This is a genomic window from Izhakiella australiensis (genome assembly GCF_002006995.1).
GTDB classification, from domain to species: Bacteria; Pseudomonadota; Gammaproteobacteria; order Enterobacterales; family Enterobacteriaceae; genus Izhakiella; species Izhakiella australiensis.
In genome coordinates this window covers 101,988-116,741 of sequence record NZ_MRUL01000005.1, presented here as the reverse complement: position 1 = coordinate 116,741, position 14,754 = coordinate 101,988, and the positions used below count along the sequence as shown (strand labels likewise).

The 14,754-nt window shown below is 44.2% G+C and carries 11 protein-coding genes; 10 read left to right on the top strand and 1 reads right to left on the bottom strand.

Going from position 1 to position 14,754, the window contains the following annotated elements; translation table 11 throughout:
• The first annotated feature begins 28 nt into the window (after positions 1 to 28).
• The 10 genes from tssJ to BTJ39_RS09785 all read left to right on the top strand — a co-directional run bounded on the left by tssJ (position 29) and on the right by BTJ39_RS09785 (position 12,903).
• Positions 29 to 586 carry a type VI secretion system lipoprotein TssJ gene (tssJ, locus tag BTJ39_RS09830; RefSeq protein WP_078002513.1) on the top strand — a complete coding sequence of 186 codons (558 nt, stop codon included), beginning with the start codon at positions 29 to 31 and terminating at the stop codon, positions 584 to 586.
• Positions 587 to 593: 7 nt separating this feature from the next.
• Positions 594 to 1,940 carry a type VI secretion system baseplate subunit TssK gene (gene tssK / locus BTJ39_RS09825; RefSeq protein ID WP_078002512.1) on the top strand — a complete coding sequence of 449 codons (1,347 nt, stop codon included), beginning with the start codon at positions 594 to 596 and terminating at the stop codon, positions 1,938 to 1,940.
• Positions 1,940 to 3,316: a type VI secretion system protein TssL, long form gene (tssL, locus tag BTJ39_RS09820; RefSeq protein ID WP_078002511.1), complete on the top strand. Its 1,377-nt coding sequence runs from the start codon at positions 1,940 to 1,942 to the stop codon at positions 3,314 to 3,316. The genes tssK and tssL overlap by 1 nt, the downstream gene beginning before the upstream one ends.
• Positions 3,317 to 3,326: 10 nt before the next feature.
• Positions 3,327 to 7,226, top strand: coding sequence for a type VI secretion system membrane subunit TssM (tssM, locus tag BTJ39_RS09815; protein ID WP_078002510.1), 3,900 nt, complete (start codon positions 3,327 to 3,329; stop codon positions 7,224 to 7,226).
• Positions 7,227 to 7,243: 17 nt separating this feature from the next.
• Positions 7,244 to 7,951, top strand: a complete 708-nt coding sequence (locus BTJ39_RS09810) for a hypothetical protein (RefSeq protein ID WP_139356336.1) — start codon at positions 7,244 to 7,246, stop codon at positions 7,949 to 7,951.
• A 60-nt stretch (positions 7,952 to 8,011) separates the two neighbouring features.
• Positions 8,012 to 10,468, top strand: coding sequence for a type VI secretion system Vgr family protein (locus BTJ39_RS09805; protein WP_078002628.1), 2,457 nt, complete (start codon positions 8,012 to 8,014; stop codon positions 10,466 to 10,468).
• A 65-nt stretch (positions 10,469 to 10,533) separates the two neighbouring features.
• The gene (locus BTJ39_RS09800; protein ID WP_078002508.1) at positions 10,534 to 10,797 is read left to right on the top strand and encodes a PAAR domain-containing protein; all 264 of its coding nucleotides are present in this window, start codon (positions 10,534 to 10,536) and stop codon (positions 10,795 to 10,797) included.
• Complete coding sequence (locus BTJ39_RS09795) at positions 10,781 to 11,596, top strand: TagK domain-containing protein (protein WP_078002507.1); 816 nt, start codon at positions 10,781 to 10,783, stop codon at positions 11,594 to 11,596. Before BTJ39_RS09800 ends, BTJ39_RS09795 begins: the two co-directional genes overlap by 17 nt.
• A gap of 15 nt (positions 11,597 to 11,611) precedes the next feature.
• A complete protein-coding gene (locus BTJ39_RS09790; protein WP_078002506.1) occupies positions 11,612 to 12,424 on the top strand; it encodes a type VI secretion system accessory protein TagJ in 813 nt (270 codons plus the stop codon).
• A complete protein-coding gene (locus BTJ39_RS09785) occupies positions 12,421 to 12,903 on the top strand; it encodes a type VI secretion system baseplate subunit TssE (protein WP_078002505.1) in 483 nt (160 codons plus the stop codon). Before BTJ39_RS09790 ends, BTJ39_RS09785 begins: the two co-directional genes overlap by 4 nt.
• Before the next feature lie 256 nt (positions 12,904 to 13,159).
• Here BTJ39_RS09785 and BTJ39_RS09780 read toward each other — a convergent pair whose 3' ends face one another.
• Positions 13,160 to 13,642 carry a winged helix-turn-helix domain-containing protein gene (locus BTJ39_RS09780; protein WP_096777714.1) on the bottom strand — a complete coding sequence of 161 codons (483 nt, stop codon included), beginning with the start codon at positions 13,640 to 13,642 and terminating at the stop codon, positions 13,160 to 13,162.
• Positions 13,643 to 14,754 lie beyond the last annotated feature (1,112 nt).

Here is a 14,754-nt window from a genome sequence, read left to right as displayed (position 1 = left end):
CTTATAGCGGTGAAGAACGGTAAGCTAAATGAGTGCAAGAAAAAATCATATAGTTAATGTATTTAACCATGGTGATTGGAGGAAAGTACTGACAATTTTATTTTGTCTTATGCTTCTTTCCTGCTCTTCTGCGAGCACTGAATCTGAAAAAGAAAATGAAATTAAAGAAATAATAATAACATTACAGGCTGCCAGTAACATAAACCCAGATAAATATGGTAACGCCAGTCCTGTCAGAGTGGTATTTTATCAGTTGACAGAAAATGATTATTTTTTTGCCAGCGATATTTACAACCTTGAAGATCGTAGTGATAAGGACCGTATCTCCCGAGTAGAGAAAATGGGTAGCTTTATCATATCTCCCGCTGAAGAGATGAGAATTAAGCTGCCTTTTAACAAAGAAAATAAAAATTTGGGAATAATAACGGAGTATCGCGATATCACACATTCTGTGTGGAGGGTGGTTTATCCAATACCCGGAAAGCCAAAAGAACCCTGGTACCAGGTATTTTGGCCTGCCGGGGAAAATTGGCAGCCGGAGGTCACCGTTCATCTGGAATATTTGACAACTTCGATAAAAAAGTGACTTGACTATGAGAACTAATAAGGTCGTCTGGAGTGAAGGACTGTTTCTGCGTCCACAACTTTTTCAGCAACAAGAACGCTACCATGAATATTTTGCCCATAAGCGAGCGGCGACCATCACGCCTTTTTTTTGGGGGTTCTCACAGTATGAGGTCGATCGTGAAGCGCTGGCATACGGTAAGCTGGTTTTACGCTCCGGATCCGGGGTCTTACCTGATGGTACTCCGTTTGATATTCCCGGACACGCCGCTTTACCGGACCCGCTAACTATTCTGCCTGAGCATTTAGGCAAACTCATTTATCTGGCGGTTCCGCTACGCCTGGATAACAGTGACGAAACCATTTTCGACGAGAACGATATAGGTTCGCTGGCCCGTTTCAGCGCTGAAGAAGAAGAATTAAACGATACGAATGCTATCAGACAGGGGCCCAAACCGGTACAGCTGGCACAGCTGCGTTTACGGCTGGTTTCTGAGGGGGAAATGACCGAATCCTGGATTGGGTTGCCATTAACCCGGGTTCGTGCGATCCAACCTGATGGTAGCGTATTACTACATACCGATGATTATATTCCGCCAATCACTGGTTATGCTGCAAACGGTCTGTTAAGCGAATGGCTTATTCATCTGAATGGCCTGGTTAAAATGCGTGCCGATATGCTGGCCCAGCGGCTATCGAACAGCGATGGAAAAGCCAGTGCCAGTGCGGAGATAGTCGATTACTTACTGTTGCAGATCTTTAACAAGTACGAGCCGATATTTGATCACTTCCGCCATATCCCCGAACTTCCCCCGATCGCGTTTTATCAGGAACTGGCCAAATTTGCCGGTGAGCTATCAACGTTTATAAAAGTGAAAACCCGTCGCCCCCGACAAGCGCCTGGTTATGAACACGCCCATTTGTACGCATCAATCCGCCCGCTGGTTGACGAGGTGCATGAGCTGTTAAATCAGATTTTAGTGCGAGCGGGTCAGTTAATTACGCTTGAATCCCGTGGCAATGGCGTATGGTCAGCAACCTTACTCCCGGCAGAATTACGCGGTTTTTCTAATCTGGTTCTGGCGGTTTCTGCGCAAATACCAATGGATGTATTACAGCATCAATATGCAGCTCAGGCGAAAATCAGCGCGCCGCAACAGCTGCGTGAGTTGGTGCGCTCGCATTTACCAGGCCTTGAGATCAGTATGTTGCCGGTTCCCCCTCGACAGATCCCCTACAGTTCGGGTTATGTCTATTTTGAACTCAATAAAGCCGGGCCTTTCTGGGATAAAGTTTCCAGTACAGGTGCAATTGCGATACATGTCGCCGGTGATTTTCCCGGATTGAAAATGGAACTCTGGGGAATCAGGGATTAATGGCCGTGAGTAATGAACCTAATCTGGTCGATGAGTTAGCTGCTTTTTCGTCTGGCACCCTGAGTGAAGCCGGTTCGCAATCGCAGGGAGACTTTTTACTCGACCATGGCGATCCTTTTAATTTTGCTGAACCAGGTAATAGCAGAAGGGGCAGCGAGGCCGATCGGGCGCAGCTATCTTCACTGTACGATGTCAGCCAATTGCGCACTGCCAGCGTACAGCAACGGGTCGCAATGGTGACCGCATCTGCGACGCCGTTACTGGAAGCGGCGCAACCGCTGCTACGCGCCCTGAGCGAAATGCCTGAAGTCATCAAAAGTAAAGAGCAGGTATGGCTGCTAAAGCAAGCGTTGAAGAATGAGGTTTCGCTGTTTAGCGTTGTCTGTGATGAAGCGGATATTTCGTGGAAAAAAATGGCCATCGTCCGCTATTGCCTGTGTACTTCGTTAGATGAGGCCGCCCACGGTCGGCCCTGGGGCGTTGAATCAGGTTGGTCGCAAAGTAATCTTCTTAATCATTTTGAGGGCGATAACGACGGCGGCAATAAATTCTTTTTGCTCGTAGGCCGGCTGTCAATGAATCCACGGGAATACGGTGATGTTCTGGAAATATTACTGCGGATTCTGGGACTGGGTTTTGAAGGCCGCTATAGCATCATTGAAAACGGTGAACGGCAGCTGACCCGTATTCGGCAGCGGTTGTTAACGCTGCTACAAAGTATGAGAGACAGTGTACCGGATCAGCTGTCTTCCCACGGGTTGCCGCTAAGAACCGGGAAACAGCGCCGGCGTTTTTATGTTCCTCTGCGCGTGTCATGGTTATTCGCCGGCATACTACTTGCCGGGAGCTTCATTGCTCTCAAGTATTTTCTCATGCAACCGGAATTACGTTTACAACACCATATGCAGAGCCTGAAAAGGCTTCCGGTCGCTCAGGTTGCGCCACCGGTGCGATTACGCCTTGCTGTTTTGCTAAGAAATGAGATCGCCCGGAAACTCGTGAAGGTCGTGGAAACGGATAAACAGAGCACGGTGACGTTTCAGGGAGACACAATGTTTGCTGTCGGTGGTGACTCGGTTTTACCTCGCATGCGCCCTGTCTTGCAGCGCGTGGCCGATGAAATACGACGTGTTAAAGGGAAAGCGTTGGTTGTGGGATATACAGATTCAATGCCGATAAATAAGCCGGGCTTTCCTGATAATCAGGTGCTATCGGAAAAACGTGCGGCCAATATTGCTCTTTTTCTGAAACAGTCAGGAATACCGGCCAGCAATATACGGTTCGAAGGGCATGGAGAACGTGACCCGTTAGCCAGCAATAAAACGGTTGAAGGTCGGGCACAAAACCGACGTGTGGAAATATTTGTTAATTACTAATGGATTAGTCATGTCAGTATTTAATAGGTTATTCAGCGGGCAGGGACTAAAGCAGTTTTTATTAATCGCTTTTTTTTGCTTGCTTGGCGCAGCTATCTGGTTTTTAGGCCCGTTGTTGGGCGTTGGTGATGTGCGTCCGCTAGAGCCGGTGGATAGCCGGATTATACTTTTATTTTCGCTTTTCTTGTTATTCCTTTTCTGCTGGTTCCATCTGCCATTATTTATTTCTATTGCTCTGCTTATCAGTGTCTCTGTTTGGATTATTGGACCTTATCTGGTAACCGGAAGTAGTTATCCATTGAAGGATGTAGGCGTTCGTCTGGCTATCCTGATCGCTATTCTGACGCTGACATTATTATATTCGCTATGGTGTCTTTTACGGGCAATGACAATAAACCCTGCACTGCTTGACAGGTTTATAAAAAGCAAGCCGCAGGAAAAGCAATCTGTTAATGAACAGAAAGTGATTGGTAACATTATCAAACAGGGGATTCGCTATATGCAGCGTATCCATCGAACTACGCCCTTATGGCAGCGTTTTTTGTTTATTAATACGCGTCAGAGATTGCCCTGGTTTCTGGTCATGGGGACAGCGGGTGCCGGAAAAACAACCATGTTGTTCTCTTCCGGGCAGGAGCTTCCTTTACCAGAACAATTGAATCGCAAAGATAAAGAAAATCCGCCAACTGAAAGCTGTGAATGTTTGTTCACCAATGACGCTATTTTCCTTGATACCGCTGGCAGATATACCAGTGATGAGGGGGGTTCCCAGCAAGAATGGGATTATCTGGTGCAGGCGCTCAAGAAAAATCAGTTAGAATGCAATGTAAGCGGTGTGTTATTGGCTCTTTCTGCAACCGATATTTTACACAGAACTACGTCAGAATTGCTGTCCGTAGCGGCAACTTTGCGCGCCAGACTTTACGAGTTGCGTCAGCAAACGGGTGAGCACTTTCCTGTTTACCTGACGATTACTAAGTTAGATCTATTAACCGGATTTGAAGAGTATTTTCGTAACCTGACAGCCGCCGAGCGTGAGCAGATATGGGGAGTGACGCTGCCCTGGCAACAAGGGAAGATCATAACGACTGATGAATTGAAAGATAGGCTTGGCCATGAGTTCTCCTTATTAGCGGAGCGACTCAGCAGGGTGATGTACCTGCGTCAGCAGGAGGAATATGACGTAAACGATCGAAAAAATATGTATGCCTTTCCTCAGGATTTCCATCTGCTGGCGCAGAGGGTTATTGAAGTGGTGAAGAATATTTTTATCGCGTCTCGCTATGATGATACTCAGTTTAATTCCACTCTCAGAGGTGTCTACTTTGTCAGTAGTTGTCAGGCAGGTTTTGTCAGGCTGCTTAATAATAGTACCTTATTAAGAAAATGGAATAACCTGATTGAGAACGATACACCGGCAACACCCTCATCGCTGTCTGATAAAAAAGATGAAGAAGGACTGCTAAGCCATTCTTTTTGGGGGAAAAGTTATTTTTTAAATAGTTTGTTTAGGGATGTTGTCGTTAAAGACCAGGGGTTAGCCGGATACAGTGTGCCTTTGCAGTCTAAGTTTATGCTTAAAAATATCATGGGGCATATTTTTATCTGGGGCGGTATCTTATATTTATTGTCCGGTCTTGCTACGAGCTATCAACTTAATCGGGGTTATATTAATACGATAGGGGATAGAGTCGACAGCCTTGATGGACAGGTTACTTATTACATTAAGCATCCAGGTGAGAAGTTGTTGGCAGGTTTACTGGATAAAACTCAGTTGCTGTCATCATATGAACATCTTGATATTAATAATCCTGAATTTAGCTGGCGCTATGGTCTTTATACCGGAAGCCAAATATTTTTTGGCGCTGATAAGTTATATCATTACTTTTTGCAGCACTATCTGCTGGCTCAAATTGAAGCCGAAAGTGAGAAAGCATTGAGCGATGCAATACAAAATGGTGATGAAAATAAGACATGGGAAAGTTTAAAGCTTTATTTGATGCTTACAGCGCAGGGACGGGAAAATACCGCCTGGATGATAAAGGCGATTGCTGAGCAGTGGGATGAGAGCGGTTTAATTCAGTCTTATAAGAACCGTGAGCAGTTTTTATCACATTTGAATGATCTTTTCAGCAATGCACAATGGAAGCGTTATGCAAAAAAACCAGATGCTGAGCTGATAAAATTGGCTCGCTCATTATTAAATCAAACGTCGTCAACGATGCGTATATGGCAACAGCTAAAGCGTGAAATGATGGCTGAGTTACCTGAAAATATCACTATCGCCAGGGTGACCGGTGAGGATAGCCAACAGATTTTTACGTTGGCAGGCAGCCCAATGCAGCAACAGGGCATTCCGGGTATTTACACGCGCTCAGCCTGGAATCATCTGGTTAAAAAAAAATTCTTAACCGATTTGGTAACGCTGCATCGTGAAGATGACTGGATAAGCGGTCGGCAAGCTAAAATGCATAATCCTTTCGCTCAACGAGCAGAAATTATGAAACTGTATTTACAAGAATACACAAATTACTGGCAGTCTTTTCTGGCAAGTATTCGGTTGAGCACTTTTAGCTATGTAACTAATAATGCTCCTGACATGCCATTAAACATAGCCTTACTTCGCACTCTGTCTACCGGCCATTCTCCTCTGGTGGCCTTGCTAAATAATGTCGTATATGAAACCACTTTGGCGCCGGATGAAAATGAAATTTCCGAAAATATAAATTTAAAGATGAACCATGGGCGGATAGTGGATCAGGCCAAAAAGATTAGCAAAAAAATAAGTGAAAAAGAGCAGCTACTGATCAGGGAGAACGTTGATGCTAAGTTTAGTGCGCTTCGTTTCTTTGTTAAAGGTCCGGGACAAGCTGGCGGAAGAGGCGATGCCGCTCAATCCTCATCCGGGACGGCCCTTACCCGACTAATGAGCATGTTAAACGAACAGTATACCCGTCTTGTTATTTATAACGATGAATTGAAAAATGGTGATATACCGCCGACGAGCGAAGCAAGTAGCCAGCTGATTGCGGAGTCAAGAACCTGGCCAGATCCGATAAGAAATATTGTTTCTCCGTTACTTACCCGCTCCAATGCCAAAATTAAAAGTAGCGCTATTCAGCTGAGCGTTGCATCAATCGATAAAGGGCCGGGAGCCGTATGTCGTGACCTTCTGGAGGGGCGCTATCCTTTTGCGAATAGTAAACGTAATGTTCGCCTGGCCGATTTCGAACGATTTTTCTCGTCCGGTGGTGTTGTTGATTCGTGGTTCAGAGACCATCTGGCAGGCAAAGTGGATACTTCTAGTTATCCCTGGCGTTTTAAAGGAACGACGGACAGTAAGGGACTTGCTTTTTTTGAAAAAGTTGACAGCATTCGCAGTACATTCCTTACAGGCAATGAAGGAAAAAGATTAGCGCTCAATTTTTCTGCCTCAATTCGCTATATATCCCCTTCCATCACGCAGTTCAATATGAATATGGATGGTGAAAATTTCAATTATGCGCATGGCCCGCTGACAACACATTATTTCACCTGGCCGGGAAATAAAAAGGGCACCATCATTACTATGGTTGCTCAAAGTCAGCATGCCGATTCAGTACCGGTTACAAGCAGGAAATCAAAAGATCGTTGGGATGCATTACGCTGGCTTGGTGATAAGAGCCAGCAGGAACGCGCTAATGATTCAGCGCGTGGTTCAGCTGTGTCTGGTAATCTAATTTATCGGGGACCATGGGCATTACTGCGCTGGCTGGAGGCAGCAGAAAGCGTTAATCAACAGGACGATGGCAGCCTGCTTTTAAGCTGGAAGATTGGTCCAGGTCGCGTCGATATTCAGATTGATGGACTGAATGAATCAGCTCAATTGCCAGGCGAGCTATTGCGTAGCTTCCACTGCCCTGGCAGTTAGTCAGAGGGATAAATATTATGTTTAATTTTACTATCCCACATATAAGAACTTTTATACCAGCAAAGATGGAGATTACTCCCCGGCTGGCTTTTTATCGTTCTGTTAACCAACAATTTTGCAGCTGGTTGCAGTATGTATCTCGTCATATGCAGCCATCGTTAGTACCTTTCTCGGATAGCTATCCCTGGTGCTTTGTTTCTCCTGCATATGCTATCAGTCAGCGACACTTTATGGTTGGTGCTTTTCTGCCTGCGTGGCAGACAACGGAAAGCCAGCCAGCTGCATTATATGTACTGATTAAGAAAGAGAGCACCATTCGCCTTCTCCAGCATATTCAAAATGAAACGCTACCGTTTTTTATGATGCGAATTTTAGCATTATTAGCGGAGAGGGGAGAACAAGAGAAATATAAGAAAGAGTTGTACCGCTGGCTTCAACGATTACAGTGCATGCTGCCTGCAATACGATGCTCACGGCAATTTATGTATGCGAATGGTGCAAGATGGAAAATAGATAGTCTTCGGGTGCAGCACTGTGGTTTTGATTTTCGGTACAAGGATGAAGATGGGGTGGATGTGATGCCATGGATAGATTGGCCGAACTGCACCCTGAGTAGCAATGAAATATGGCTATGGAGACAAAGCAGAAATGGAAAAATACTTGAATCGCAAAAGTTAGACAGGTTGATTATGAATCAGTCTTCGAAGGATATTGTTCATAGTTAAGGAATCACTCATCTATCAGGTATGATTATGTCCCGTACAATTACACTTACCAGTGCAGCAATGCCCTTCTTATTGGGAGAGCCTGCTTTAGTATTATTCAGGTTAGATGGCGAAGAAGCCTTTTCAACATTGTATAGTTACACGTTAACGATAAAAACGCCCGATAATCCGCAAATCCCCTGGCAGGCAGCATCTAATATTGACCTGAAGGCTCTGGTCGGTAAAGAGATGACTGTCGTTATGGAGCTTGATGGTAGCGGACTGGACTTTATTCGTGGTATCGGTAAAGGTCAGCGTGAAATTTCTGGAATAGTTGAAAAAGCAAGTTATGTCGGCCGTGATGCTAACCAAGCGATGTTTGAGATTGTTATTCGTCCCTGGCTGTACCTCGCCACGCTAACCAAAGACTTTAAAATATTTCAGAATAAAACGGTCGTAGATATTATTGATGAGGTACTCCTCGAATATAATTTTCCTTACGAAAAACGTTTCTCGGCGGTTTATCCTGCGCTGGATTTTCAAGTGCAATATGGTGAAAGCGACTTTGCCTTCATTGAGAGATTAATGGAGGAGTGGGGGATTTATTGGTTTTTCGAACATCAGGATCAAAAACATAAATTGATTTTGGTTGATCATGTCGGAGCACATAAATCCTATTTCAGTGAGGCATATCGCGTCATCGAGTATATGCCGGAATCACCTAAAGCTGGTGAGGAGTATATCAGCCAGTTTCATCATAAAGAGTCAATTACCACAGGTCGTTGGGTAACCAATGATTATGATTTTACTAAGTCACGAGCTGATATTATTGCGTTAGATATGAAGCCGCGACAAACCAGCTTTAATAATATGGAGATTTTTAGCTGGCCTGGCGACTATGACCAACCCAATATTGGTGAGCAACTGGCACGTATTAGAATGGAGGAACTCGGCGCAATAGGGTCGCGCGCTGTGGGTTGTGGAGAGGTCCGTGGTATTGTTTGCGGGACTAATTTTGAGTTAAAAGGTTATCCGGTTAGTAAAGTCAATCGTGAATATATGGTAATTTCCAGCCATCTTCTGGCGCAGGAGATTGACCAGGGTGCCCGTGACGATCAATTTAGTATCAACTGTTCATTCACCGTTCAGCCAACCAGCAAAATATACCGCCACCCTCAGGTTATTCCTCGACCAAGAACGCATGGACCGCAAAGTGCTATCGTGGTAGGACCGCCAGGCGAAGAAGTCTGGACCGACACCTACGGCCGGGTGAAGATTCGTTTTGTTTGGGATCGCTATGGAGAGAATCGTGAGAATGATTCCTGCTGGGTGCGCGTTAGTCAGGCATGGGCAGGTAATGGCTTTGGTGGTATTTACATTCCCCGCGTCGGGCAGGAAGTCATTGTTGAATTTATTAATGGTGATCCCGACCGCCCAATTATTATGGGGAGTTTATATAACAATGTAACCCAGCCTCCTTGGGCTCTGCCGGGCAACGCAACGCAAAGTGGCATGATCAGTCGTACCATTGGCGGTGGTTTTATGAACTACAACGGCGTGCGATTTGAAGATAAACCCGGGCTGGAAACCTATTGGGAACAAGCTGAACGCGACATGATCCGCCTGACTAAAAATAATGAATGCCAGACGATCGGTATTAACTCATCTATGCAGGTTGGTTGCCATCGTGATGTGGTCATCGGCGGCAATTTGTCTGAAAACGTGGCGGAATGCTCTTCATATGTCGTAGGCCTGAACACAAATTATAGCATTGGTGGTTGTTATGGCATGGTTGTTGGGATGAATTTCAACTCAACGATTTCTGGCCTGTGCAGCACGCTAGTGGGGGCTTGCTCCACGTTACAAGTTGGCGGGGCTTACGACATAACGGTAGCTGGTGCCCATGCACTTAATGTTGGTGGTGTGGTCGCAAATAACGTTGGCGGAGCTTATTTAACAAATGTTGGTGGCGCGCATCTCACCAACGTCGGAGGGTATTATGCAACCAGTGTTGGAGGTGCCTGGCAGGCGACAGCAGGAGGTGCCGCGACGGTATTTGGTGGTGGTAAGGTCGCCGTTGGTGCCGGTGGCGAGCTGATTCTGTCGGGTAAGGTCGTCAAGATTATTGGTAAGGATAAAGTCATCATTCAGGGAGGAGAAGTCCACATTAATCCCGGAGATGACGATGAATGTGGCGGCGGTGGTGGCGGTGGCGGTATTGGCCTGGGAGGGCTGGCAAGCCTTGCCGGTTTGGGGGGATTAATATCGCTGGCAGTTATTGCCGGTGGACCAGGATTACCTATACCTCTACCGCCGTTGCCGATTCCGCCGCCGCCAGCGCCTCCGACACCGCCAACGCCGACACCAACGCCAACGCCAACGCCGACGCCAACGCCGACGCCGACGCCAACGCCGACACCGACGCCGACGCCAACGCCAACGCCAACGCCAACGCCGACGCCGACGCCAACGCCGACGCCGACGCCAACGCCGACGCCGACGCCAACGCCAACGCAGAGTCAGACGCCTGAACCTTAATCAGAGGTTTTATCATGCCGGGTTTCAACCTGGCCGATGTTGACATTTATTAGGGAGGATTAAACATGCAACCTGCAGCAAGATTGGGAGACGCCAGCAGTCATGGGGGCGCGATTGTCAGTGGGTCTGGTAATGTATTTATTAATAGCCAACCCGCTGCAATTGCAGGAGTCAGCGTAGCAACCTGTGCTTTGTTGCACGGTGCCGCAAGTATTGCCTGTGGATCAGGAACGGTATTTATTAATGAGCAGCCAGCTGCACGTTTGGGGGATGCAACCGGATGTGGCGCAGCTATAACATGCGGTTCCGGTAATGTTTTTATCGGCTAATATAATTCTACTAACTATCAACTGGCCGCCAGACCTGCCATCCTTCTCTGTCGATGGGGGGAATAATAAGGAAGGCAACGCGCTGTACTTTATTTTAAGTAAAGCCGGAGCCAGCCTGAATACCCCTACGCCAGGGGAGGATTTTCTCTGCTTCTACTGGACGGACACTGCGCTGATGATGAAAAATCATTGTCATGAGCATGTTTGCTTGATTAATGGACATATTCAGCGGCCGGATAACGTTATTACTTTACAAAGTGGCGTAATGGTTCAGGCCGGAACATTCAGATTAAGCGTCACTATGCCAGATGAAGATAAACCCATCCTCAGTCCGGATATTATCGGAGATCATAAAGATCTGCCTGAATTAGATGAGTTTTTATCGCACGGGGGGCACTATATACCCTGGGACGAATCGGCAGCACATCAGGATGATGTGCTGAAAAAGCTGGCGTATGAATATAAATACTTCTTACTATGGGGGCGGAATAGTCAGGAGGATTATGAAAATGAAGAAAAGGACGAAAATTATTTACCTGAGCGTGATGAGTTTTTGGATAGCGTCACAGACAGTGTAAAAGATAAAACCATCACAGAATGTATTTTTGATAATGAACACCTTATTAATCGTGTCATTGACGAAATCATGTCAATAAATCAGCCAGAAGAGCCAGAAGAGCAACCACCTGATTTGTTAACAGCGTTAGCGCCCGATAATATGAGCAGAATTGAAAAACACTCGATGCCAGAATTACTGTATCGCGAGCTTTATAAATTGGGGCTGGATAGCCACCTTTAGATTTAAAGGAATTATATGAACACAGAAAAAGTAACCATCAGCGCGGAAGCATCTGAATTTGAAAAAATGATAATCCAATCAATTGATGCTGTGAAAAAAAATCCAGATGATGTTGAATGCCGTCTGACATTATTCAAAATTTATTGCCTTCAAAGTAATTGGGATGCTGCTCTGCAGCAGCTGGTAATACTTATGAAGATTGAACCCGAGGTACAGCAGCAATGCGAACTCTATAAGAATTTGATTTACAGTGAGCGCATGCGCGAATCTGTGCTTTCAGGTGAGAGGGCGGCAGGATCACCAGGAAAACAGCAGCCGGACTGGATTAAAAATTTACAGAGAGCAAATGCACTATATGCCGCAGGCCAGTTCATTGAGGGGGAGTCGGTTCGCGGTCAGTGTATTGAAGTGGCCAGCGCTCAACCGGGTTATAGCTCAGCCATTGGCGAGTTTGAATGGTTGGCCGATGGCGATGACCGTCTGGGGCCTGTGTGCGAATTTATCAGTGCTGGTGCTTACCGCTGGGTTCCTTTCGCTACCATACAGTCCCTCCAGGTTAATGAGCCTCAGAGCATAAGTGATCTCGTCTGGGCGCCAGCTGAAATAGTGATTGAAGGACAAACATGGAAAGGTTACTTGCCGGCTCGATACCCACTTACTATTACCAGTGAGCAAAGTCTAAAGATTGGTTCTAAAACCGAGTGGCAACGGCAGAAAGGCGGTCGCTACATAGGGCTTGGAAGAAAGACATGGATAAGTAACCGGGGGGAATACTCGCTTTTTGAAATGGGTAAACTCACATTCAGCGAGCATGGTAATCAGCAATGAGAAATAATCCATTTCCTCCAGGACTACTGGAGCGATTGCTGGATGATGAGCCAAGAGTACAAACTGAAGAATGGAATAAGTACCATTTTGATGCCCGCACAATGCGGGCTGTCGTCCAACGTAGTATCGCTGAGTTGCTTAACACTACCAATATTGAAGGTAGCCTTGATGCTACACGTCATAATGAAGTCATGGCATCGACATTGAATTATGGTATCTCACCACTAATCGGTGGGTATGCCTCATCTCGTAATTGGAACTCATTAGAAATAAAAGTGCGTAACGCGCTTATCAGGTTTGAACCCAGACTCATTCCTGACTCTATAGTCATTAACTGTTCAGGGAACAGACAGTCACCATCATCCAATGGTATCATCAATTTCGAAATACATGCTTTGATAAACTGGCATCCACATCCTATTGATTTAGCCCTTAAAGCGCTCTACGAAGTTGAGACTGACAGAGCTAATTTACTATAGCGCCTTTATGCAGTTAATGCTGCGAAATACAAATGGATTTCGCAGCATTATTTTTCATTTTTTTAATTAATAGATAATATCCACCATTTTATAAAAATGAAAGCGTAATAGCCGTATGCTAATGTCCACTCGATTGATACAGTTAAGTAACATATCCAGGGATGTTTCTGAGTAAAGTTAATAAATGCTTTCTTCATACTTAATATGTATGGATGATTGTAATCTTTATTATTTAATAGATGACATTGATTTTAAATCAGGTTATGAATAATGATAATGTAAGTAATATGTTAACAATTATCATTAGCAATAAAATGTAGCTTAATTTACTCCACACACCTTTATCTGAACAAGTTGATAACAATTTCTTTGTGCGGGTTATTATCTGGGATGTTTCTTTATCATCTTCATTTTTTGTAGGATCCGGCTGGTCATCGGATAAAAGCGTAAATCCCCTGCGTGGTATCGTTTGGATTAGCTTTTCATGAACGCCACAGGATTTTAAGGCTTTTCTTAGCTCTGATATATTTTGATAGAGCGTATTTGCCGTGACCTCCATACCAAAGCGCCGCCATGCATATTCATACAACTCTTCATGGCTAACCAGCTTATCTCTCTTCTCTATCAATAGGGTCAGGCAGTATGATGCCGGAGTACTTATGTCGTAACTGGTAAAGTCAGATTTAAGCATTTTTTTATCCTTATCATACTCTACTTCATTATTTATTCTGACTATCATAAGATTCATCTCATTGTTGTTTTACTAAATATAAATTTGATTATTACAACAAGCTTGTTAGTTGTAAAACCAAAAAAATGATGCTTTTCTGGAAAGCAGTAAGTAGCCGTTAAAATATTTATTTAACGCCATGATTTCAGGTTGTAGTATGTAAAAGACATTACCGTCCTGCTCAGCGTTTGATCAGAGTATGGTTTTTATAGCAGAGCCATTAATGATAATTATCGTGACATTATCAAAAACATGTACACTCTCCCTCAGAAATAAGGGTGGTATCCATGCGTAATGACTGATTATAATCGTTATTTAATTTAGTCTGCTTTTGCGATTTGTTACGAGAGGGTGCCATGCATTCCATTGCCATTTCCTTTAAGAAAAATATCAACATAATAGTTCACCATTAAAAAAATTGGTTAAGCCCATGGGAATATCTATAGTTATATATCCTACATAAACAAGTGTTACACTACATTAAAAAATAAAAAAAGTTAAATAGATTAAAACAATTAAATTGTATGAATCGATCGTTATTAGCAATTCAAAAATAAACAACTTAATCTCATTCAATATTTGGTATTGATTGGCTGTTAGCTGTAAAGCGTACTGCATTAATTAATTTTAATATTTTCTGGGTTGCTTTCAGATTAATACTCTGTATTTTTTCAAAATTAATCTATTTTAATAACTTTTTATGTTTTATTTATCATATTGTTATGTCTAATCTCATCTGTTTTTATGTCTCTGAAGGGAAAAGTACAATGATTATAATACACTTCATATTATCTTCTTTATTAGGCGCATTCAGAGACCGATTTATCATGATCGATACCGCTAAAATCCGTTAAAAGTGGATTTTACAACACATAACCACTGCATGGTCATACTCCTTCCGGTGAAAAAATTCTGACTCTGGCTGTACTGTTTGATATAAAATGATGTGAAGTTATCTGGCTTTGATGGAGGTTTTTTGACCATTAATCAAGTTGTTAATTTTTTATTATGAAGTTGCGTTTATATTTCCTGTGCGGAACTCACTTCCTATTGCTCTGCGTTCCGGTTTATCCCTACTATATCTCTATCGATTTCAATCGGTGACTTTTTTGTTGTGTTAA

Coding starts and splice junctions, on each gene's coding strand:
- tssJ (WP_078002513.1), top strand. CDS start 29: ATGAGTGCAAGAAAAAATCATATAGTTAATGTATTTAACCATGGTGAT.
- tssK (WP_078002512.1), top strand. CDS start 594: ATGAGAACTAATAAGGTCGTCTGGAGTGAAGGACTGTTTCTGCGTCCA.
- tssL (WP_078002511.1), top strand. CDS start 1,940: ATGGCCGTGAGTAATGAACCTAATCTGGTCGATGAGTTAGCTGCTTTT.
- tssM (WP_078002510.1), top strand. CDS start 3,327: ATGTCAGTATTTAATAGGTTATTCAGCGGGCAGGGACTAAAGCAGTTT.
- BTJ39_RS09810 (WP_139356336.1), top strand. CDS start 7,244: ATGTTTAATTTTACTATCCCACATATAAGAACTTTTATACCAGCAAAG.
- BTJ39_RS09805 (WP_078002628.1), top strand. CDS start 8,012: ATGCCCTTCTTATTGGGAGAGCCTGCTTTAGTATTATTCAGGTTAGAT.
- BTJ39_RS09800 (WP_078002508.1), top strand. CDS start 10,534: ATGCAACCTGCAGCAAGATTGGGAGACGCCAGCAGTCATGGGGGCGCG.
- BTJ39_RS09795 (WP_078002507.1), top strand. CDS start 10,781: ATGTTTTTATCGGCTAATATAATTCTACTAACTATCAACTGGCCGCCA.
- BTJ39_RS09790 (WP_078002506.1), top strand. CDS start 11,612: ATGAACACAGAAAAAGTAACCATCAGCGCGGAAGCATCTGAATTTGAA.
- BTJ39_RS09785 (WP_078002505.1), top strand. CDS start 12,421: ATGAGAAATAATCCATTTCCTCCAGGACTACTGGAGCGATTGCTGGAT.
- BTJ39_RS09780 (WP_096777714.1), bottom strand. CDS start 13,642: ATGATAGTCAGAATAAATAATGAAGTAGAGTATGATAAGGATAAAAAA.